The following is a 19,871-nucleotide window of genomic DNA, read 5'->3' on the forward strand; positions in this document are numbered from 1 at the left end:
CGAACGGGGTCAGGCAATGTCGCCCCTATCCAGGAGTCGCCACCTCCCGGCGGCGAAACGCCACGTCTCGAAGGTGCCGTCGCCGCGGATCCGGTGGTAGACGTCGGCCACCCCGTCGGCGTCGAGATCGGTGAAGACGGCCGTGCCGTGCACATCGGTGAGCGTGCCGGTGTCCGCCAGGCCGTCCCCGTCGGTGTCGAGCGCGTGCACGTCGAACCACCCGCCCTCGGCGTGCACCCAGAGCCCGCCGGGCGAGGGCTCCGCGGCGGGAACGGCACCGTCGAACAGCTCGGATCCGAAGACGTCCGCGTCCGGCGCCCCGAACAGCCCGAAATCAGGGTCCATACTCATTGGACGCACCAGCCTCCCGATCGGTTCCCGGCCCGCGCGCGAGCCGCAGCGCCGCATCGGCCTCCGCGGCGACGAGCGCGGCGGCCAGCTCGAACTCGACCCGCTGCCGGAAGCTCGCGGCCGCGGCGTCCGCCCAGTTCCGGCGGTCGGCGCGCGCGGAGGTCCGGCGGCGCACCCGGAGCAGCCAGACCGCGGCCGCGAGCCCCACCGCCAGGCTGATGGGCAGCGCCAGCCAGCGCAGCGCACCCAGCGCCTCCAGCGGCGCGGCGACGGCCCGCCCGATGCCGAGCCCCGCGGAGGCGCCCAGGATCAGGACGGCCAGGTCCTCGGGCCGCCGACGGGTTGCCGGCTCGTCCGGCGGGGTGGGGCGGGGCAGCACGGGCGCCGCGGGCTCCGGGGGCTCGGGCCAGCCCGCGAAGGTTCCCCGGTAGGCCGCGCGCAGCTGGGCGTGCAGCGATCGTTCCAGTCCGACCACCACCCTGGTGAGCCGGGCGCGGACGTCCGGTTCGGGGTCGTCCTCGGGCCGGCGGAAGCCCTCGGCCGACGCGGCGAGCAGCCCCGCCCGCATCCGCGCGACCGTCGAACGCAGATAGGCGGAGCGGTCGGCGCGCTCCAGCGCGGCGCCGGGCGGGGCGGCGGGCGGCACCGGCCGCACCGGACGCGCGGGCGACGGGTGTTCCAGCGCGGCGCGCAGTGCGTCGAAGCCTCCTCCCGAATCGGGCTGCACGCTCAGCACCGCGGCGTCGAGGCGGCGGGCGGACTCCGCCAGCGTCGCCTCGGCGTCCGGGTAGACGTCGGCACCGGTCGCGGCCACGACGGTGGGGACACCGGCGCGCAGGCGACCGAAGGCCAGGGCGTCGACGGCGTCGGCGGGCACGCACGCGTCGAGGACATAGATGAGGACGTCGTGGCCGGCGTCGGTGCGCTCGCCGAGCGGGATCAGCGCACCATCGGCCCCGACGGCCGCGGCCGCGCCGTCCAGCCGCGCCGCGACGGCGACCGCGCCCGCCGGGTCCTGCCCTGCCACCAGCACCGTCATGACGCCCGCGCCAGGCGGTCGAGGAGGATCTGCTCGGCCTCGTCGCGGCGGCCGCAGTCCGTCGCCGCGAGGGTGCGCAGCGCATCGTCGAAGGCGGCCTCCCGGCGCGCCTCGTAGCCCTCCAGCGCCGCCGTGAGCGGCGGCAGCAGCGCGTCCACGCCGCTGAGCTCCCGGAGGCTGGCGAGCAGCGCGTCGTCGGGCATCGACGGGCTCTCGCGCAGCGCGCCCAGCGCGCAGGCCAGGCCGTAGCCCCCGAACCGGCGCAGCAGCGGCGCGTCCTCGCCGAGCACCTCCGCGGCGTCCAATGCCGACTCCGGCAGTGCGAGAGGCGATTCCGCGAGACGTCGGATCGCGGACAGGTCGTCCGGGTGCACGCCGTCCAGCAGCGCCATCACCGCGATCACCGGGCGGCCGAGTACCTCGCCCAGCCGGGCCGCGTAGTCGTCGGCGGCGCGCCAGGAGCCGGCCGCGTCCGCCTTGATCCAGGCCACCACCGGCGGCCCGTCAGGCCCGGTGTCGAGCTCCTCGATCGCGGCCCGATCGGTGGCGCGCAGGCCGCCCGCGAAGCAGTACAGCACCGCGTCGGCGCCGTCGTCGCGCTCGGTCGTCGCCACCGACCGCGCCGCCAGGGCGGCGGCGAGCGTCGTCCTCCCGACCCCGTCGCGCCCGAGCACGCGCACCCGCGGCGCACCAGTGCGCACGGACAGATCCCCCATGAGAGCCCCCGCTCCGGCACCGGCGCCCCCGCGCCGGTCCTACCGCGAGGGTACGAGCGCCTCGTCCTCGTCGGTGGGCGTTTGCTCCGATTCGTGGCGGCCGCCGGCGACGAACAGGGCGATCACCGCGCCGACCAGGCAGATGCCCGCGGTCACCAGGAAGACCTCGCCGAACATCCGCGCGTAGGCCTCCTGGGTCTGCCGGGCGACGGCGACGATGGTCTTGGTGATGTCGCCCTGCGGGGCGATCTTCGGCATTCCGTCGACGATGGAGTTCAGGCGGTAGAAGCCGAAGGTCGTCAGCGCCGCGACGCCGATGAGCATGCCGCTCATGCGCGCCACCACCAACAGTGCCGAGGCGATGCCCGCCTGCGAGAGCGGGACCGCCCGCAGCGCCGCCGAGGACAACGGCCCGATCACCACGCCCAGGCCGAAGCCGGCGATGGCGAGCGAGGTGTCGAGCGCGGGGAGGAAGCCCAGGTAGTGCGCCGAGAGCACGTCGGTCGGCCAGGTCGCGATCAGCAGGTATCCACCGGCGGCGACGATCAGGCCGGCCACCGAGACGACCCGGTCGCCGACGCGGGTGGCGAGGAAGCCGCCGAGGATCGCGCCGACGGGCAGCGCGAGGAGGAACCGGACGAGGGTCAGCACCGCGGCGACACCGTCACGCTCGAGGACGGCGCGGGCGTAGATCTCGACGTCGACCAGGGTCACCATCAGCGCCGCTCCCGCGCATACCGAGGCACCGCCGGCGGCGAGGAAGGGCCGCACCCGCATCCCCGCGGTCTCGATGAGCTTCGTGCGGGCGGTGCTCTCCCACACCGCGAACAGGACGAAGGCGACCGCGGCGCCGAGCAGCAGCCACGCGCCGTTCGGCGGCAGGATGTTCACCCCGTCGGGCTCGGGGTTGTAGAGGCCGATCACCGACAGTCCGAGCGCGACGGCGAGCAGCAGTCCGCCGACCACGTCGACCTTCTGCTTGGACACGGCGCGCTTGGGGACGGTGAACTGCAGCAGCACCATCGCGAGGAGGGCGAGCGGCACGTTGACCCAGAAGACGACGCGCCAGGCGTCGTCGCGGGGCACCGACGCGATGTGGTTGTGCACGAGCGTCACGACGCCCACGCCGACAACGGGGCCGAGGACGCTCCCGAGCTCCTGCGCCGCGCCGACCCAGCCGAGCACGGCGGCCCGTCGGCGCGCGGGCCAGAGGTCGGCCGCCAGGGCCAGCGTCACGGGCAGCAGCGCGCCGCTCGCGACGCCCTGGACGACACGTCCCACCAGCACCTGGTCGAGCGCCGTGACGTCGATGTCGATCCCGGTCAGGGGTACCTGGAAGGCGATCTCCAGCGTGCCCGCGAGCGCGGTGAGCACCGACCCGACGATGAACAGCGCCAGGCTCGCCTGCAGCACCAGGCGACGGCCGAACCGGTCGGAAAGCCGCCCGAGCAGCGGCATCGCCGCGATGTATCCGAGCAGGTACCAGGTGATGATCGGCGTCGCGAGCTGGATCCGGTTGATGGGGATGTCGACGCTGCGCATGATGTCCTCGAGGACCGAGACCACCACGTAGGTGTCGAGCGCGCCGAGCAGGACCGCCAGACCGGCGGCCCCCATGGCGACACCACGGCCCCGCACACCCCTGGGTGTGCCGGGCGCGTCGGGCGTCGCGGTGAGCGTCACTTCGCGGTCTTCGGGTCCAGCAGCGTGACCTTCTTACCCCAGTCCGAGAGGGTGACGGTCAGAGTGCCCGAGTCGAACCCGACGTTGGCGCGCACGAGGTTGTTCGGCGCGGCCTCCTGCACCCAGAAGGTCAGGGGGCGGTCGCCGAGCGCGGCCTTGGGCACGATGCCCGCCAGCGCGCTGCCCGGGATGATCCCGGAGATGCGGACGGCGTCGGTGCCGCCGATCTGCTCGCGGCCCTCGACCTTGGGGTCGCGGACCGAGGAGAGGAGCTTCGCGATACCGCGCTCGGGGTCGAGGATGGCCGAGGCGTCGTAGACATCGGCGGCCGGCCCGGTCCGGCCGTAGGCCTGCCCCGGCGCGAGCTGGACATAAAGGTCGCCGCCCGTGACGATGAACTTCGCCTTGACCGCGGAACCTTGGTACACCACGTCCGCGTCGCCCTGCCCGCCGAGGTTCGGCTCGTTGGTGAGGTACGCGGAGACGCTCTTGACGGGCAGGTTCGGCACGGTGCCCTCCACGGAGAGGTCCAGTTGCACGTCGTGGAGGTTGCGGGCGGCCGCCGCGGAGGCGTCGATGACGGTCTTCGCGTCGGGCAGCGGCCCGTCGTTCACCTTCTGCCCTTCGCTCTTCGAGCAGCCGGCCAGGAGGCCGAGGACGGCGAGCAGGGCCGCCATCGTGGCGGCGGCGCGGAGCGCCGTGTGGCGAGTGTTACGCACGATCATGCGGCCAATGCTAAGTCACAACCGGGAAGCTGGGACGATGGAGAGCGTGCCCCAGTCCCAGGATCCCCGAGCCGAGCACCGTCGGCTGTACCCGCGAGTAACCAGCTTCCGCTCGCGCCGCGCCTCCCTCACTCCCGCCCAGCAGCTGGCGATGGACACCGGCTGGGAGACCCTCGGCCGGGACATCCCGCCCGCCTCTCCCCAGGTCGACGGTGCGCCCGACGGGGCCTTCCCGGCACCGTCGCACCCCCTGGACGCGGAGGCCTGGTTCGGGCGTAAGGCACCGCTCATCGTGGAGATCGGGTCCGGCACGGGCACGTCGACGTGGGCGATGGCGCAGGCCGAACCGGAGAACGACGTGGTGGCCGTCGAGGTCTACCTGCCCGGCATCGCGCAGCTCGTCGGCGCCGTGCAGCGCGCCGGCCTGACGAACGTGCGGGTCGTGCGGGGCGACGGGGTCGCGATGCTCGAGGACATGATCGCGCCGGGGTCGCTGACCGGCGTGCGCGTCTACTTCCCGGACCCGTGGCCGAAGGCCCGTCACCACAAGCGCCGCCTGCTCCAGCCGCGCATGTTCTCCCTGATCGCGGACCGTCTGCGTATCGGAGGGATTCTGCACGTGGCCACCGATCATGCAGACTATGCAGAGGCGATTGCGGAGACCGCACCCTTGGAGCCGCTGCTGCGGCCCGTCGTGCTGCCGCCGCGGCTCGCCGACGCCGGGCTGCCGATCTCCGTCGACCGCCCGGTGACCAAGTTCCAGGACAAGGCCGCGCAGGTGGGCCGCGAGATCCACGAGTTCGTATGGGAGCGCGTGGAGGAAGGAGAGGTGCGGTGACTCCGATCGACGCACCCGCCGACCCGCAGCCCGACACGGCCGAGCGCGTCCTGCTCGTCTGGGACGCGCCCAACCTCGACATGGGGCTCGGCTCCATCCTCGGCGGCCGCCCCACGGCTGCTCACCGCCCGCGGTTCGACGCCCTGGGCCGCTGGCTCCTCGAGTACACGGCGAGCCTGGAATCGGACACGGACACCAGGCTCGAGCCCGAGGCCACCGTCTTCACCAACATCGCGCCCGGCAGCGCCGACGTGGTCCGGCCCTGGGTCGAGGCCCTGCGCAACGTGGGCTACGCCGTCTTCGCTAAGCCCAAGGTCGACGAGGACAGCGATGTCGACGACGACATGCTCGATCACATCGACGTCCGGCGGTACTCGCCCGGGCTCGGTGGCCTCATCGTGGCCTCCGCGGACGGCCAGGCCTTCCGCGAACCGCTGGAGGAGATCGCGGGGACCGGGGTCCCGGTAACCGTCCTCGGGTTCCGTGAGCACGCCGCCTGGGCGTTGGCTTCACCTACTCTGGAGTTCGTCGATCTCGAAGACATCGCCGGGGTGTTCCGCGAGCCGCTGCCACGAGTGAGCCTCGATTCGCTGCCCGACGAGGGTGCGTGGCTGCAGCCGTTCCGTCCCCTGTCTTCGCTACTTTCGAGCCGGGCCTAGCCCTAGAACCGGCCACCGGAAAGGAAATTCTCGCTTGTTCGCAGCGATAGGACGCTTCACGTACGCGTTCCGATACACGATCGTCGCCGTCCTCTTCGTGTCGATCGCCGTCACCGGCGCCTGGGGCTTCCTGGGCCTCGGCGCGAAGACCAAGATGAACGGTCTCTACGACGACGCCAGTGACTCCGTCGCTGCCGCCCAGGTCACCGACAAGGCCAACGGTCGCGAGATGCAGCCGGACATCCTGGTGCTGATCAAGCCGGCGGACGGCAAGAAGATCACCGACCCGGACGTTCAGAAGGCCGTCGAGAAGACACGCCAGGACATCCTGGACAAGTACGCGACGGGTCCCGATTCCAAGCTGAACCCGACCAACGAGAAGGACCCGCAGGAGAGCTCCCTCAGCTACACGATGTTCGCGCCCGGGGCTCCCAAGGCCTCGGAACCGCTCTTCGAGAAGTTCACCCGCACCGACGCCAAGGGCGATACGTGGGGCTTCTTCACGCTGCCCATGCGTTCCGCGGACGATACGCAGCGCGGCAAGGACTGGGTGGAGATCCAGCAGCCGCTGATGGACATCCTCCGCGCGGACGCGAACAAGCCGGTCTTCCAGGCCCAGGTGGCCGGCCTGGTCCCCGTGACCTCCGAGGTCACCGAGGGCGTGCAGAAGGACCAGAAGAAGGCCGAGATCATCGCCCTGCCGCTGGTCGCGATCGTGCTCTTCTTCGTCTACGGCGGCATCGTCGCCGCGGTCCTGCCGATGATCATCGGCGTCCTGACCATCGGTGCGTCGATGGCCATCGCCTCGGTGATGGCGGACTTCATGGACGTCAACCTCTTCGTCGGCCCGATCATCTCGCTGATCGGCCTGGGCATCGCCCACGACTACGGCCTGTTCATGGTGTCCAGATTCAGGGAGGAGCTGGACGAGGGCTACGACACACCGACGGCTGTCAGACGCACGGTGATGACGGCCGGCCGAACCGTCATCATGTCGTCGCTGCTCATCGTCGCGGCGCTGGCGTGTCTGTACATCTCGCCGCTGGGCCTGCTCACGTCGATGGCGACGGGCGCCCTGCTCGGCGTCTTCATCGCCGCCCTGCTGTCCCTGGTCCTCCTGCCCGCGATGCTCGCGGTGCTGGGGCCGCGGGTCTTCGCGCTGAGCTTCCACTGGTTCCTCACCATCTTCGACTCGTGGAAGCTGCCGCTGATCGGCGGCGTCATCCACTGGGCCGCGGAGAAGACGGGGCGCGCCAAGACCAAGGCCAACATCGAGGCCGGCATGTGGGGCAAGGTGACCGACGCGGTCATGAAGCGCCCGAAGACCGCCATCGTCGGCGTCGTGACGCTGCTGCTCGCGATCTGCATCCCGATCGTCGGGCTGCAGTTCGGCGGCATCTCGCAGACCTACCTGCCGCCGACCAACGAGACCCGCCAGGCGCAGGACAAGTTCCAGGAGCTCTTCCCGGACAACACCGGGCAGCCGGTGAAGATCGTCTTCACCAACGCCAGCGATGCCCAGATCAAGCAGGTGCTCGACGAGGCGAACAAGATCCCCGGCTTCACCCACTCGAACCCGGCGGATCCGAACTCGGCCCGGTTCAGTGCGGCGACCGCCGCCGTCGACACCGTCAAGGGCACCTCGGACAAGCTCGAGGTGCGCGGCCAGCAGGTGTCGGTGCGCATGTCGAACGGCAGCATGCAGAACCCCAACGACACCGAAGCCGTGGGCGAGGCCGTGACGGCACTGCGCGGCATCAAGATGGACGGCGCCGATCCGAGCAAGGGCGTCGGCTTCCTGGTCGGCGGCATGCCGGTGCTCCAGCAGGACTCGATCGACTCGATGCTCAACCTGCTGCCGATGCTGATGTTCCTGCTCGTGGTGGTCACCACGATCGCCATGTTCCTGGCCTTCGGCTCGCTGACGCTGCCGCTCAAGGCCGTGCTCATGTCGCTGCTGTCCCTCGGCTCGACGCTCGGCTTCCTCACGTGGATGTTCGTCGACGGCCACGGCGGCGATCTGTTCAACTTCACCGGCGGCCCGATGATGGCGCCCGTGCTGGTGCTGGTGATCGCGGTGGTCTTCGGCCTCAGTACGGACTACGAGGTCTTCGTGATCTCCCGCATGATCGAGGAACGCGCGGGCGGAGCCACCACGAACCAGGCGATCCGCGCGGGTACGGCCAACACCGGTCGCATCATCACCGCGGCGGCCGTGCTGCTCGCGTGCGTCGCGGCGGCCTTCGCCACCTCCGACCTGGTCATGCTGAAGTACGTCTCCTTCGGCCTGATGTTCGCGCTGCTCATCGACGCGACCGTGGTCCGCATGGTGCTCGTCCCCGCGGTGATGAAGCTGCTCGGCGACGACTCCTGGTGGGCGCCGAACTGGATGCGCAAGATCCAGGAGGCCGTGGGCCTCGGCGAGACCTCGCTGCCGGCCGAGACCCGCGACGGCCGCCCGCTGTCGTCGGTCAAGCCCGCGACCGCCGGGCCCGGTAAGGCCGCACCGGCGCTGGTCGGGGCGGGTGCGCCCGCCTCCGCCACGAGGGCGCCCGCGGCACCGGAGGACGGCAGGCTCCATCCGCCGGCGAACCTTCCCGACGTGCGTCCGGCCCGCCCGACCCCGGTCGGCCCCGGACCCCGTCGTCCCGGTCCCCCGCCCGGCTTCTCGGGCCGGTTGGAGCTGCCGCCGCGCCCGTCGGCGCCCACGCAGCGCCCGCCGCAGGATCCGCGGAGCTACCAGCAGCCGGTGCCGGGCCGCGGCCCGCAGCAGGGCCAGGCTCCCGGCCAGGGCCAGCGGCACCGTCAGGGCCCGCCTCCCGGACCGCAGGGCCCCGGTGGCCCCCAGGGGCCGCGCCCGAGTGGTCCGATCGGCCCGGGCCCGAGCGGCCCGATGCCGCGGCAGCAGCGGCCGGGTGGCCCGCAGGGCGGTCCGCAGGGCCCGCGCCAGCCGTACCCGCCGCGGCCGCAGGGTCCGGGTGGCCCGCAGGGGCCGCGCCCCGGCGGACCGCGCGACAGCGGACCGTTCCCGGGCCGCGATCAGGAGCGCTGACCCGATCGATCGACGGTGCCCCGTAGGACTTCAGGTCCTACGGGGCACTGTTGTTTCGGGACTCGGGCCGCCCGCCGTCCCGGGGGGCGACGGTGCCGGCGCGGATGCCCGATGTGGGAACGCAAGAATCCGGCCCCACTACCCGCTGAACGGGGTCGTGGGGCCGGATTCGGCCGTTCCTATCGAGGAGCTGTCAGCTCCGACCGGCTTCGGGAGAGTCGCCGGCGGGCGCGTCGGGCCCGGGCGCCGGAGGCTCGTCCGACGAGGCCGCCGCGGACGGCGAGGCCGGTCGCGGCGCCCCGGCCTGCCGGGCCTCGTCCGCGGCCGCGGCCTTGGCCGCCTGCCGCATCTCCAGGGCGTCGCTCACGGCGTCGCCGATCTCCCGCGCGACGTCGGCGACCGCGGTCGTGATGATGGTCGCGATCCGGCCGACGCGGATGGACGTCGACTCGATCGCCTCCTGCGCCGCGTCCTTGCGCCGCTCGAGCTTGCCCACGTCGCCTCCTCCTCATGCGCTCCGGTGAGATCCGGCCTAGACCGACACCATCTCACGCTCGGCGGCGCGCTGCCAGCCCGCCTTGGCGAGGGCCTTCGACGCCGCGTCCTCGTGCCGGGCGCGCTCGATGGTCACGGCCAGGTCCGGCTCCTGCTTGGTCCAGCGGTTCGGCAGCGAGAGCTTGGCGATCTTCTTCCACGTCGAGCCGAGCTGGCCGCGCAGCGAGCCCGTGTTGTAGGGCAGGCCGAACTCCTCGCACGTCGCGCGGACCTCGGCGGCGATCTCCGGGTAGCGGTTGGCGGGGATGTCGGGGAACAGGTGGTGCTCGATCTGGAAGCTGAGGTTGCCGCTCATGATGTGGAACAGGCGGCCGCCGTCGATGTTGGCGGAGCCCAGCATCTGCCGCACGTACCACTCGCCGCGGGTCTCGTCGGCCGTCTCCTCCTTGGTGAAGGTCTGCACGCCCGACGGGAAGTGACCGCAGAAGATGATGGAGAAGGTCCACAGGTTGCGGATCAGGTTGGCGGACATGTTGCCCAGGAAGGTCAGCGGGAACAGCGGGCCGGTGAGAGCCGGGAAGATGACGTAGTCCTTGAGCACCTGCTTGCCGGCCTTCTTCCGCATGCCGGCCACGAGCTCCTTGATGTCGCCCCACTTGCGCTCACCCTTGACGATCCGCTCGGCCTCCAGGTCGTGCAGCATGACGCCCCACTGGAAGAGCACCATGAGCGCGCTCGCGTAGGCGAGGTTGCCGAGGTAGTAGGGGTGCCACTTCTGCTCGGGCGCCATGCGCAGGATGCCGTAGCCGATGTCGCGGTCCATGTCGAGCACGTTGGTGAACGTGTGGTGCAGGTAGTTGTGGCTGTGCTTCCACTGGTCGGCGGGGCACACGGTGTCCCACTCGAACTCGCGGGAGTTCAGGCCCGGCTCACGCATCCAGTCGTACTGGCCGTGCATGACGTTGTGGCCGATCTCCATGTTGTCGAGGATCTTCGACACGCCGAGGGAGCCGACGGCCAGCGGCCACAGCGGTGGCAGGTACATCATGGCGCGGCCGGCGATCTCGAAACCGCGCTGCGCGCGGACGATCTTGTAGATGTACTCGCGGTCCTTCTCGCCGAGATCGCTCAGGATGCGGGTGCGGATGGCGTCGAAGCGCTCGCCGATCGCCTCGACCTGCTCGGCGGTGAGGGTGATGTGCTCGGTCATGATTTCTCCCCTTCGAAGATGGTGGCTAGAGCGCGATCTCGACGTCGCCGACGGGCGCGCTGACGCAGAGCTGGATGTGCTGATCGGGCTCGTCGTTCGTCTCGCCCGTGAGGATGTTGGTGGTGCAGCCCGACTTGCGGACCGCGGTGCAGGAGAAGCAGATGCCCATGCGGCAGCCGCTCTCGGGGAACAGGCCCGAGGACTCGGCCTGATCGAGGATGCTGCGGCCGTCGTTGTCGACCTCGGTGCCGGCCTCGGTGAAGCGGAGGGTGCCGGTCGCCTCGCCCGACGGTGCCGCCACCACCGGCGGGGTGAACTCCTCCACGCGGAGCTCGACGCCGGCGTCGGAGTACAGCTGTTTCGCGGTCTCGAGCAACGGGGCGGGGCCGCAGGCGAAGCCGATGTCGCCGAGGTCCTCCAGATGCTCGGGGCCGAGGTGTCGGCCGCCCGCGCGGGTGTAGACGTAGGTCACCGAGATGTTCCGGAAGCGGGCGAGGCGCTCGAGCTCCTCGCGGTACGGGTTGTCGGCGGAGTCGCGGCAGAAGTGCAGCAGATCGATCGCACCGTCGTGGTTCTCGTCCACGAGCGTGCGCACGATCGAGAGTACGGGTGTGATGCCGCTACCACCGCTGATGAGGCGGATCCGCTCAGGGCGGTTCCCCGGCGTACCGGGCAGCGTGAAGGTGCCGGCCGCAGGGGTCAGGCCCAGCACGTCGCCGACCGCGAGGTTCTCGCGCAGATGCTTGCTGACGTACCCCTCGGCGTCCGCCGTCACGGTGAACTCGAGGTCGCCGCCCTGGTGCTGCGAGCCGGCGGGCGAGAAGCAGCGGGTCTGACGGACACCGTCGATCACGGTGCTGACCTGGATGAACTGCCCGGCCTCGAAGCCCTCGAACTGGCGCGTGGGGGTCACGGTGAAGGTCACGGTGCGATCGGTGCGGCGGCTGACCGCGGTGACGCGGCCGCGGATCTCGGTCCACGTGACCATCGGATCGACGAGCTCGAGGTAGCGGTCCACGGCGTGCGGGGTCAGCACCGCCTCGATGACGGATCCGGCGAATCGAGTGAAGCGACTCATGGCTGTGTTTCTCCGTTCAGTGCACGCTTGTACACTCACAGTATGCACGCAATCAGCAGCCCGCCGTCAAGGACGTGTTCCGTGACCTCGGACACAACCTCGGCGCGGCCCACCCCGAAACGCAGGGGCGATAGACTTGCGCCCATGCCCAGACCGACTCCGCGCGCCGTCGAACGGCACACCCCGGGGCCGTCGCGGGCGGAGGCCAAGGAGCGCACGCGGCAGACCCTGCTCGACGAGGCGCTGGCCCTGGCCGGTGAACGCTCGTTCGCGAGCCTGTCGCTCCGCGAGGTCGCCAAGGCGGCCGGCGTGGTGCCCACCGCCTTCTACCGCCACTTCGCGTCGATGGACGACCTGGGCGTCACCCTCGTCGAAGACGCGATGCGCGTGCTGCGCCGCATGCTCCGCGAGGGCCGGCGCGAGGGCGTCGCGCCCAGCGGCGCGGAGGCCGTCCGCATCGTCGCCAAGCAGGCCCGCAGCAACGATGCGGAGTTCCAGTTCCTGGTGCGCGAGCGCTACGGCGGCTCCCCTGAGCTGCAACGCGCGATCGACGTGGAGCTGCGCCTGTTCGCCAAGGAACTCACCCACGACCTCTCACGCATCCCCCCGCTCTCCGACTGGAGCGTCGAGGATCTGGACATGGTGGCCGACCTCTACGTCACGATCATGCTGGGCTTCGTCGCGGAACTCGTGCGCATCGACGCCCGCAACACCCGCGACGAGGACGAGCTCATCGACCGCACCACCCGGCAGCTCGCCGTCGTCGCGCTGGGCCTCGCCTCGTACAAGCCCCGCGAGCGATAGTCGCGGCGTACCGCTGCGCTTCGCCGTCTCCCGCGCGGCACCGATCCCCATCGAACGCCGGCCCCGACGAACGCGCATTTCACCCGGCCGCCACCCGATGATCATCTACTTCGGCTAACTTTCTGACCATGCGCACTGCAACCCGCCTCGCGGGATCGGTCGTCGTGGCGCTCGGCGTCACCGTCGCGACCGTCTCCCCCGCCTCCGCCGCCCTGCCCACCTGCGCGTTGTCGTCCCTGCCGGCCCAGGCCACCGACACCGCGAACCTCATCCACCAGGGCGGGCCGTTCCCGTATCCCAAGAACGACGGGGTGGTCTTCCAGAACCGCGAGGGCCTGCTCCCCGCGCAGGCCTCCGGCTACTACCACGAGTACACGGTGATCACGCCCGGCGCGTCCACCCGCGGCACGCGCCGCATCATCACCGGCGGGACGCCGCTCACGTCGCCGCCGAACTGGTACTACACCGGCGATCACTACGCCTCCTTCTGCATCGTGACGGGAGCCTGATTCGTGAAGACGTACACCGTGGACGGCCGCCGCGTGGCCGATGTCGAGGGCTTCTACGCCGAGCTCGGACGCGCCGTGAACGGCCCCGACGGCTACTTCGGCAGCAACCTCGACGCGCTCGTCGACTGCCTGCGCGGCGGCTTCGGCACGCCCCAGGACGAGCCCTTCGGCTTCCGCATCACGCACGCCGAAGACGTGCGCAGCGCGCTCGGCGCGAAGTTGTACGCCGAGGTGGTCGACGTCTTCTCCACCGCGGGCGTCCCGCTCACCACCTCGCCGTCCCCCGCGTAGCGACGGCACGGGCTTGGCGCGCCGGGTATCCGGCGAAGCGCCCGCGGCCTCGTCGACGGTGCGCAACGATCGACGGATGACCTCCCCGCAGACTCGCAGTGAGCACGACCTGCTCGGCGACATCGATGTCCCGGCCGACGCCTACTACGGCGCGCACACCGCCCGCGCCCTGCTGAACTTCCCGATCACGGGCGTGCCGATCGCGATCCACACCCACCTGGTCAACGCGCTGGCCGCGGTGAAACAGGCAGCGGCGTCGGCGAACCGGCAGCTCGGGCTGCTCGACGAGGAGCGCTCGACGGCGATCGTCGCGGCCTGCGAGCGGATCCGCGGAGGAGGCCTGCACGAGTGGTTCGTCGTGGACACCATCGCCGGCGGCGCCGGCACCTCGACGAACATGAACGCCAACGAGGTCATCGCCAACGCGGCGCTCGAGCACCTCGGCCGACCCAAGGGCGACTACGCCGCGCTGCATCCGCTCGACGATGTGAACCTGGGCCAGAGCACGAACGACGTCTACCCCACCGCGATCAAGATCGCCCTCATCACCCAGCTCGCGGAGCTCGCCGAGGCCCTCACGGAGCTGCGCGGCACCTTCGCCGCGAAGTCCGAGGAGTTCGCTGGCATCCTCAAGATGGGCCGCACCCAGCTGCAGGACGCGGTGCCGATGACGCTCGGGCAGGAGTTCGGCGCCTTCGCCACGACGCTCGGCGAGGACATCGTCCGACTGCAGGAGGCCACGCGCCTGCTGCACGAGCTCAACATCGGCGGCACCGCGATCGGGACGGCCCTCAACGCCCATCCCGGATACCGGCACAAGGTGATCGAGAAGCTGCGCGAGGTCACGGGCATCCACGAACTGGTCGGCGCGACGGACCTCATCGAGGCCACCGCCGACGTCGGGGTCTTCGTCCAGCTCTCCGGCGTGCTCAAGCGGATCGCCGTGAAGCTGTCGAAGACCTGCAACGACCTGCGGCTGCTGTCGTCGGGCCCGCGCGCCGGACTCGCGGAGATCCACCTCCCCGCGGTGCAGGCGGGATCGTCGATCATGCCGGGCAAGGTCAACCCCGTCATCCCCGAAGTGGTGAACCAGATCGCCTACGAGGTGATCGGCCATGACGTCACCATCACCATGGCCGCCGAGGGCGGCCAGTTGCAGCTCAACGCCTTCGAGCCGATTATCGCGCGCTCGCTGGTCGAGTCCATCACGCACCTCACCCGCGGGGCCCGCGCACTCGGCGAACGCTGCGTCACGGGAATCACCGCGAACCGGGACCGCTTGGAGCAGATGGTCTCCGAGTCCATCGGCGTGGTCACGGCATTGAGCCCGACTATCGGCTACGCGGCCGCGACCTCCGTCGCCGCGGAGGCGCTGGAGTCCGGACGCGGGGTCGTCGAGATCGTCCGCGAGCGCGGGCTTCTCGACGAGGACGTGCTCGCCTCCCTGCTCAGCCCCGAATACCTCACCGGCCACCCGCCCCACGCCCTCAAGCCCGGGCCCGACGACACTCCGGCCGGCTGAACCGCACGCGCTACCGGACGTAGGTGCCGCTGCACGAGACCCCCGTCGTGGTGCTGTAGCCCCATCCCCGGGTGACGACGGTGTCGGCGGTGCGGCGAACGATGCCGCTGCCCGCGGCGATGTCGGCGAACCGGCCGTCGGCGCTCCGGAGCGTTCCCCCGGCGCCGGTCTGCAGGTTCCGCCGGGTCAACGTGCTGTGGTGTCATCCGTTCTGCGATCGATCTCCCTGTCGGCCACCGTGGTTCGCGAGTACGGCCCCCACGATGACGGCCAGGACGTAGACGCTGAGATGCACGGCGAATCCGCCGGGCATCCATCGCAGCAGCCCGGCGTTGTCATGGTCCACCAGGATGCGAATCGCACCCTGGCCTCCGAGGACGACCAGGGCCACTCCCAGGACGAGGACGATTCCGTTGCGCATCAGCACCCCTTTCGGCGAATCGTTATGATTCGATCGAACCATAACATCGTTGTGGTGCGACTGCACCACGAACGGCTGAGGAGATGCGACGGATGCCCCGACAGGTGGACCACGACGAACGGCGGCGCCGGATCGCCGAAGCGGTGTGGCGGCTGGCGCGGCGCGGCGGGCTGGAGCAGGTCACGCTCCGACAGGTGGCGGCCGAGGCGGACGTCTCGCCCCGACTCCTGCAGTACTACTTCGGGACCCGCGATCAGGTCCTGCTCGGTGCACTGGAGATCCTGAACGCGGACGCCGAGGCGCGCGCGAAGGAACGCATGACCGAGCTGGGCGACGCGCCGATGATCCGCGCGGTCGTGCGCGGGGTCCTGCTGGAGCTGCTGCCCCTGGACCAGGAGCGTCGCGAACGGCACATCGTCTACTCGGCGTACTTCGTCCGGTTCCTCACCGAGCCCGCCCTCGCGTCGGTCGCCGGTGCCGCCACGTCCGGAATCGCCGATCTCGTGGCCGATCTGATCGCGCACGCTCAGGCGAGCGGCGACGCACCACCGGGCATCGAGCCCGCCCCCGAGGCGGCGTTCCTCACGGCCGGAGCCGAAGGCCTGCAGACGCAGATGCTGCTCGGCCACCTGTCGGGCGACGAGGCCCTCGCGATCATCGACCGCCAACTCGATCGGGTCTTCGCGGAGTCGTGAGGACGGGCCGGCCCGGGGCTCAGTCCAGCCCGTTCTCCAACGCGTAGCGCGCCAGCTCGACCCGGTTGCCCAGCTGGAGCTTGCGCAGCGTGGCCTGCACGTGGTTCTCGACGGTGCGGTGGCTCAGGTGCAGCCGGGTGGCTATCTGCTTGGCGGACAGGCCCTTCGCCACCAACCGCAGCACCTCGGTCTCGCGGGCGGTGAGGGCCGGACCGGCGGGCTCGGGCGCCGAGGCCATGCGCCGGAACTCGCCGAGTACCAGGCCGGCGAGACCGGGCGTGAAGACGGGCTGACCGGCGGCCGTGGCGTGCACGGCGGCCACCAGCTCCTCGGCGGAGGCACTCTTGACCAGGTAACCGCAGGCGCCGGCCTTGACGGCCTCGACCACATCGTCCCGCTCGTCGGAGGCGGAGAGGATCAGCACCTGCGCCTTCGGCGCCGCCTGCAGCACCAGCGCAGTGCCGGCGGCGCCGTCACCGTCGGGCAGCGACATGTCCATGAGAACCACCGAGGGCTGCACCGCGCCGGCGATCCGCCCCGCGGCGCCCACCGAATCGGCCGTCCCCGCGACGACGAAGCCGCGCGCCTCGAGGTCGCGGGCCACGGCCTCGCGCCACATCGGGTGGTCGTCCACCACCAGCACGGAGATTCCCGCCTGGTCTACGTTCGCGGTATCCACAGTTCCCATTCCACCCCTTCTCCCACGTCGGTGGTCAGGTCGGCGCGGCCGCCGAGCTCACGCATCCGCCCGACGATCGACTCCGACACCCCCAGTCTGCCCTCCGCGCGCGCGGCGTCGAGGCGTCCCGGGGCGATTCCCGCGCCGTCGTCGCGCACGGTGACCAGCACGGCATCGCCGACGTCCTCGAGCAGCAGGAACGATCGCGCGCCCGGGCCGGCGTGCCGCTCGGTGTTGTCCAACGCATTGCGCACCGCGGCGGCCACCTCCGCCGCGGCGGCCGCCGGCAGGACCACGGGCCCGCCGGGCTCGGCGAGACTCACGGTCGCGGAGACGAGGGGACGCAGCAGATCGCGCAGGTCGACGGTGCCCCCCTCCTCCGGCACGGTGCCGCCCGACGGCGTCTCCGCGATGAGCCGGCGCAGCGCCCGCTCCTGCTGCGCGGCCAGGTCCCCCAGCGCGCCCAGCTCCGTGCCGGGCCCGCCCAGGTCGGCGCACCGTCGGGCGAGGAAGGCGAGGGCCTGCAGCACCCCGTCGTGCACCTCGCGGGCCAGGCGCTCCCGGGCGCGGGCCTCGGCGGCGACCCGTTCGGCCTCGCGGAGCTGCTCCTGCGAGCGGATCGCGACCCGGGCGGCCACGCCGAGTCCCAGCCCGACGGCCATGAACACCGGGTAGTTGGCGTCGCGGAGCACCGTCTCAGGGAAGGTACCGCGGTAGATCGCGTTGATGACGGCGATCGCGATGCCGCCGATCACTCCGGCGACGGGGCCCCCGAGGATCGCGGCCGAGACCACGGGGTTGGTGAGCCACAGCGTGGTCGGCAGGGTCTGGTTGTGCGCGGTGAACTCGGGCGAGGCGACCCAGACGGTGCCCAGCGCCAGCACGGCGGCAGCCGCGAACTCGCCGACGACGAACCACCGGTTGCGGCCGAAGCCGCGCGCGTAGCCGAGGCCCGCGATCAGGCTCACCGCCACCACGGCGCCGATCATCACCCAGCTCCAGCCGATCCGCTGGTACCGGTCGGCCTCGTCGATCTGCCGGCCCACCGCGTACACGACGGACAGCGCGCGGAACCACTGGGCGCCGCGCCACAGCGGTGCGCGCGGGTCGTCGTCGGAGGCGCGGACGGCCACGGCGGCGTCCGACGGTTCGGCGCGCCGCAGCCGGGATGCGAGGCCTTGCATGTTCTCAACGTAACCGCTGAGTAGGCTGGCGCCGATGCAGGCAGACGACGACGCGCCCTCCGCCGACGCGCCCTCCGCGGACGCGCCCTCGGCGAGCGCTCCCACCAAGGACGTCGCGGCGACCCGGCGACGGCTGCGCTGGGTGCGCCGGGTGCTCCTCCTCGTCATCGCGATCATCCTCGGCGTCGAGGCCTATCTCTTCGGCCCGACGGTCTCCAAATCGATCCGCGAGCTCGAGCACATCCGCTGGGAATGGGTCCTGGCCTGCGTGATCGCCGTCTTCTTCTCGATGGATTCCTTCGCCCAGGTGACCCGGGTACTGCTCCGCTCGGCCGGAGTCAAGGTCACGCAGCGGCAGGCGCTGAGCCTGCAGATGGCGTCGAACTCGGTCTCGCAGACCCTGCCCGGCGGCCAGGTCCTCGCGCCGACGCTGGTCTACCGCCGGACCCGCCTGTGGGGCGCATCGCGGGTGGTCGCCGCGTGGCAGATCGTGATGAGCGGTCTGCTGATGTCGGCCGGCCTCGCGGTCCTGGGCCTGGTCGGCGCCCTGCTCGCCGGGGCCAAGTCGAGCCCGTACTCCGTGATGTTCTCGGTCGGCATGCTCGTGGTCTTCATCGTGCTCGTGCAGTACGTGGCCTCGCATCCCGACGGCCTGTACGTGGTGGGCGCGCGCCTGATCCGGTGGATCAACGACCTGCGCAACAAGCCCGAGGACACCGGACTGGCCCGGCTTCGTGAGGTGATCGAGCAGCTCCAGGCCGTGAAGATGAGCCGCCGCTACGGCGCGGAGGCGTTCGGCTGGTCGATGTTCAACTGGGTCGCCGATGTCGCCTGCCTCACCTTCGCCTGTTACGCCGTCGGCGACGCTCCGGGGCTCGCCGCGCTCGCGGGTGCCTACGCGGCGTCCAAGGTCGTCAACACCATCAGCCCGATCCCCGGCGGCCTCGGCCTCGTGGAGGCGGCCCTGGTCCCCGCGCTGGTGCTCGCCGGCATGCCCGCCAGCCAGGCCTTCACCGCCACGATCCTCTACCGCTTGATCAGCTACGTGCTCGTGGTCGTGGTCGGCTGGATCGTCATCTTCGCCGGTTACCGCAGCTACCGCGCCACCCTGGACGTGGACCCCGACGCGGCCACCACCGACAAGAACGGTGAGTCCGCGCCGGAGCAGGAGGCGCCTGCCGCCACGGAGGCCGAGACCCAGCCGTCGCTGGACGACGACCCCCCGAACCCCGGCCCGCTCGACGAGAGCGGACCGTCGACCGGCACGTCCGGGTCCTGATCAGCGCATTTAGCGCGCACCAACCAGCGGTCAAGGGCCGCCGGGCATCGTCGTCCCTGTGAGCGACGACCCGCACGCTCACGTCGCCCCGGAGTGGAGGGGGGCGAGGGGGTCAAGGCCCGGTCGGGGCCGCGGCTGGGAGGACCGCGCCCCGACCGTGTGCCTGCGGGCGCGGACCGATTCCTGGCAGGAGCCTCAGATCCACTACCTTCGACGTATGCGCATTCCGGTCATCGCCGCGGTCGACGTGGTCTTCGTCCTGCTGTTCGTCGTGATCGGCCGGTTCAACCACAACGAGGCGTTCTCGCCGTCCGGCTTCGCCGAGACCGCGTGGCCCTTCCTGCTCGCGCTGGCCGTGGGCTGGGCGTTCACGTACGTGCTCGCCGCGCTCCGCGGCCACGAGCCGGGCCGCGCCGCCACCTTCGCCCCGGGGCGCGTCTTCCCCGCCGGCGTCATCATCTGGATCTCGACGGTGGCCTTCGGCATGACCGCCCGCGGCCTGCTCACGTCGAAGGGCGTGGAGGTCAGCTTCGTCATCGTCGCCACCATCGCCCTCGGCCTGTTCCTGCTCGGCTGGCGCACCATCGCGCGCGTGGTACTGAGCCGTCGCGCGAAGTCCCCGGCAACGCCCACGGCCTGAG

The 19,871-nt window shown here is 71.3% G+C and carries 22 protein-coding genes; 10 read left to right on the top strand and 12 right to left on the bottom strand.

What is annotated here, in order from left to right; translation table 11 throughout:
* Positions 1–9: 9 nt before the first annotated feature.
* From FK268_RS19450 to FK268_RS19470, 5 genes are all read right to left on the bottom strand, one after another.
* A complete protein-coding gene (locus tag FK268_RS19450) occupies positions 10–351 on the bottom strand; it encodes a DUF6802 family protein (protein ID WP_146437077.1) in 342 nt (113 codons plus the stop codon).
* A complete protein-coding gene (locus tag FK268_RS19455; RefSeq protein ID WP_146437079.1) occupies positions 335–1,390 on the bottom strand; it encodes a hypothetical protein in 1,056 nt (351 codons plus the stop codon). Before FK268_RS19455 ends, FK268_RS19450 begins: the two co-directional genes overlap by 17 nt.
* Entirely contained in the window at positions 1,387–2,106 is a 720-nt protein-coding gene (locus tag FK268_RS19460; RefSeq protein WP_146437081.1) for a hypothetical protein, read from the bottom strand. Before FK268_RS19460 ends, FK268_RS19455 begins: the two co-directional genes overlap by 4 nt.
* A 39-nt stretch (positions 2,107–2,145) precedes the next feature.
* On the bottom strand, positions 2,146–3,723 hold the full coding sequence (locus FK268_RS19465; RefSeq protein WP_146437204.1) for an MFS transporter: 1,578 nt from the start codon (positions 3,721–3,723) through the stop codon (positions 2,146–2,148).
* Positions 3,724–3,785: 62 nt separating this feature from the next.
* Positions 3,786–4,514 carry an LppX_LprAFG lipoprotein gene (locus FK268_RS19470; protein WP_146437083.1) on the bottom strand — a complete coding sequence of 243 codons (729 nt, stop codon included), beginning with the start codon at positions 4,512–4,514 and terminating at the stop codon, positions 3,786–3,788.
* Positions 4,515–4,551: 37 nt separating this feature from the next.
* On the opposite strand from FK268_RS19470, the gene trmB reads away from it, so the two are divergent.
* From trmB to FK268_RS24295, 3 genes are read left to right on the top strand one after another with little or no spacing between them, the layout of a single operon-like run.
* Positions 4,552–5,352, top strand: coding sequence for a tRNA (guanosine(46)-N7)-methyltransferase TrmB (gene trmB / locus FK268_RS19475; RefSeq protein ID WP_231707169.1), 801 nt, complete (start codon positions 4,552–4,554; stop codon positions 5,350–5,352).
* The gene (locus tag FK268_RS19480) at positions 5,349–6,011 is read left to right on the top strand and encodes an NYN domain-containing protein (RefSeq protein WP_146437087.1); all 663 of its coding nucleotides are present in this window, start codon (positions 5,349–5,351) and stop codon (positions 6,009–6,011) included. Before trmB ends, FK268_RS19480 begins: the two co-directional genes overlap by 4 nt.
* Positions 6,012–6,045: 34 nt before the next feature.
* Positions 6,046–9,063 (top strand): MMPL family transporter, encoded by a 3,018-nt coding sequence (locus FK268_RS24295; RefSeq protein WP_158636167.1) that lies wholly within the window; start codon positions 6,046–6,048, stop codon positions 9,061–9,063.
* A gap of 193 nt (positions 9,064–9,256) precedes the next feature.
* Here the strand turns inward: FK268_RS24295 and FK268_RS25085 are convergent, their stop codons facing one another.
* From FK268_RS25085 to FK268_RS19515, 3 genes are read right to left on the bottom strand one after another with little or no spacing between them, the layout of a single operon-like run.
* Entirely contained in the window at positions 9,257–9,559 is a 303-nt protein-coding gene (locus tag FK268_RS25085; RefSeq protein WP_231707170.1) for a hypothetical protein, read from the bottom strand.
* 36 nt (positions 9,560–9,595) lie between these two features.
* The gene (locus FK268_RS19510; RefSeq protein WP_146437093.1) at positions 9,596–10,768 is read right to left on the bottom strand and encodes a fatty acid desaturase family protein; all 1,173 of its coding nucleotides are present in this window, start codon (positions 10,766–10,768) and stop codon (positions 9,596–9,598) included.
* Positions 10,769–10,793: 25 nt separating this feature from the next.
* Entirely contained in the window at positions 10,794–11,846 is a 1,053-nt protein-coding gene (locus FK268_RS19515; RefSeq protein ID WP_146437094.1) for a flavin reductase family protein, read from the bottom strand.
* A 144-nt stretch (positions 11,847–11,990) separates the two neighbouring features.
* Here FK268_RS19515 and FK268_RS19520 point away from each other — a divergent pair, with 144 nt between their 5' ends.
* The 4 genes from FK268_RS19520 (at position 11,991) to FK268_RS19535 (ending at position 14,972) form a co-directional block, all read left to right on the top strand.
* Positions 11,991–12,650 carry a TetR family transcriptional regulator gene (locus FK268_RS19520; RefSeq protein WP_146437096.1) on the top strand — a complete coding sequence of 220 codons (660 nt, stop codon included), beginning with the start codon at positions 11,991–11,993 and terminating at the stop codon, positions 12,648–12,650.
* A gap of 128 nt (positions 12,651–12,778) precedes the next feature.
* A complete protein-coding gene (locus FK268_RS19525) occupies positions 12,779–13,159 on the top strand; it encodes a guanyl-specific ribonuclease (protein WP_146437098.1) in 381 nt (126 codons plus the stop codon).
* A gap of 3 nt (positions 13,160–13,162) precedes the next feature.
* Positions 13,163–13,450 (top strand): barstar family protein, encoded by a 288-nt coding sequence (locus tag FK268_RS19530; protein ID WP_146437100.1) that lies wholly within the window; start codon positions 13,163–13,165, stop codon positions 13,448–13,450.
* A gap of 76 nt (positions 13,451–13,526) precedes the next feature.
* On the top strand, positions 13,527–14,972 hold the full coding sequence (locus tag FK268_RS19535) for an aspartate ammonia-lyase (RefSeq protein WP_146437102.1): 1,446 nt from the start codon (positions 13,527–13,529) through the stop codon (positions 14,970–14,972).
* Between the two features lie 10 nt (positions 14,973–14,982).
* Here the strand turns inward: FK268_RS19535 and FK268_RS19540 are convergent, their stop codons facing one another.
* Positions 14,983–15,162, bottom strand: a complete 180-nt coding sequence (locus FK268_RS19540) for a hypothetical protein (protein ID WP_146437104.1) — start codon at positions 15,160–15,162, stop codon at positions 14,983–14,985.
* Between the two features lie 12 nt (positions 15,163–15,174).
* Positions 15,175–15,393, bottom strand: a complete 219-nt coding sequence (locus FK268_RS19545) for a hypothetical protein (RefSeq protein WP_146437105.1) — start codon at positions 15,391–15,393, stop codon at positions 15,175–15,177.
* 92 nt (positions 15,394–15,485) lie between these two features.
* On the opposite strand from FK268_RS19545, the gene FK268_RS19550 reads away from it, so the two are divergent.
* On the top strand, positions 15,486–16,088 hold the full coding sequence (locus tag FK268_RS19550; RefSeq protein WP_146437107.1) for a TetR/AcrR family transcriptional regulator: 603 nt from the start codon (positions 15,486–15,488) through the stop codon (positions 16,086–16,088).
* 19 nt (positions 16,089–16,107) lie between these two features.
* Here the strand turns inward: FK268_RS19550 and FK268_RS19555 are convergent, their stop codons facing one another.
* Both FK268_RS19555 and macS read right to left on the bottom strand, forming a co-directional pair.
* Entirely contained in the window at positions 16,108–16,776 is a 669-nt protein-coding gene (locus tag FK268_RS19555) for a response regulator (protein WP_146437109.1), read from the bottom strand.
* On the bottom strand, positions 16,749–17,951 hold the full coding sequence (gene macS, locus FK268_RS19560) for a MacS family sensor histidine kinase (protein ID WP_231707171.1): 1,203 nt from the start codon (positions 17,949–17,951) through the stop codon (positions 16,749–16,751). Before macS ends, FK268_RS19555 begins: the two co-directional genes overlap by 28 nt.
* Positions 17,952–17,985: 34 nt before the next feature.
* Between macS and FK268_RS19565 the strand changes: the two genes are divergently transcribed.
* Together FK268_RS19565 and FK268_RS19570 are read left to right on the top strand one after the other, a co-directional pair.
* Positions 17,986–19,230, top strand: a complete 1,245-nt coding sequence (locus tag FK268_RS19565; RefSeq protein WP_146437111.1) for a lysylphosphatidylglycerol synthase transmembrane domain-containing protein — start codon at positions 17,986–17,988, stop codon at positions 19,228–19,230.
* Positions 19,231–19,447: 217 nt separating this feature from the next.
* Positions 19,448–19,870 (top strand): DUF3054 domain-containing protein, encoded by a 423-nt coding sequence (locus tag FK268_RS19570; RefSeq protein ID WP_146437113.1) that lies wholly within the window; start codon positions 19,448–19,450, stop codon positions 19,868–19,870.
* Position 19,871 lies beyond the last annotated feature (1 nt).

This window comes from Tsukamurella sputi (genome assembly GCF_007858445.1).
Taxonomy (GTDB): domain Bacteria; phylum Actinomycetota; class Actinomycetes; order Mycobacteriales; family Mycobacteriaceae; genus Tsukamurella; species Tsukamurella sputi.

Coding starts and splice junctions, on each gene's coding strand:
- FK268_RS19450 (WP_146437077.1), bottom strand. CDS start 351: ATGAGTATGGACCCTGATTTCGGGCTGTTCGGGGCGCCGGACGCGGAC.
- FK268_RS19455 (WP_146437079.1), bottom strand. CDS start 1,390: ATGACGGTGCTGGTGGCAGGGCAGGACCCGGCGGGCGCGGTCGCCGTC.
- FK268_RS19460 (WP_146437081.1), bottom strand. CDS start 2,106: ATGGGGGATCTGTCCGTGCGCACTGGTGCGCCGCGGGTGCGCGTGCTC.
- FK268_RS19465 (WP_146437204.1), bottom strand. CDS start 3,723: ATGGGGGCCGCCGGTCTGGCGGTCCTGCTCGGCGCGCTCGACACCTAC.
- FK268_RS19470 (WP_146437083.1), bottom strand. CDS start 4,514: ATGATCGTGCGTAACACTCGCCACACGGCGCTCCGCGCCGCCGCCACG.
- trmB (WP_231707169.1), top strand. CDS start 4,552: ATGGAGAGCGTGCCCCAGTCCCAGGATCCCCGAGCCGAGCACCGTCGG.
- FK268_RS19510 (WP_146437093.1), bottom strand. CDS start 10,768: ATGACCGAGCACATCACCCTCACCGCCGAGCAGGTCGAGGCGATCGGC.
- FK268_RS19515 (WP_146437094.1), bottom strand. CDS start 11,846: ATGAGTCGCTTCACTCGATTCGCCGGATCCGTCATCGAGGCGGTGCTG.
- FK268_RS19520 (WP_146437096.1), top strand. CDS start 11,991: ATGCCCAGACCGACTCCGCGCGCCGTCGAACGGCACACCCCGGGGCCG.
- FK268_RS19525 (WP_146437098.1), top strand. CDS start 12,779: ATGCGCACTGCAACCCGCCTCGCGGGATCGGTCGTCGTGGCGCTCGGC.
- FK268_RS19535 (WP_146437102.1), top strand. CDS start 13,527: ATGACCTCCCCGCAGACTCGCAGTGAGCACGACCTGCTCGGCGACATC.
- FK268_RS19545 (WP_146437105.1), bottom strand. CDS start 15,393: ATGCGCAACGGAATCGTCCTCGTCCTGGGAGTGGCCCTGGTCGTCCTC.
- FK268_RS19550 (WP_146437107.1), top strand. CDS start 15,486: ATGCCCCGACAGGTGGACCACGACGAACGGCGGCGCCGGATCGCCGAA.
- FK268_RS19555 (WP_146437109.1), bottom strand. CDS start 16,776: ATGGGAACTGTGGATACCGCGAACGTAGACCAGGCGGGAATCTCCGTG.
- macS (WP_231707171.1), bottom strand. CDS start 17,951: ATGCAAGGCCTCGCATCCCGGCTGCGGCGCGCCGAACCGTCGGACGCC.
- FK268_RS19565 (WP_146437111.1), top strand. CDS start 17,986: ATGCAGGCAGACGACGACGCGCCCTCCGCCGACGCGCCCTCCGCGGAC.
- FK268_RS19570 (WP_146437113.1), top strand. CDS start 19,448: ATGCGCATTCCGGTCATCGCCGCGGTCGACGTGGTCTTCGTCCTGCTG.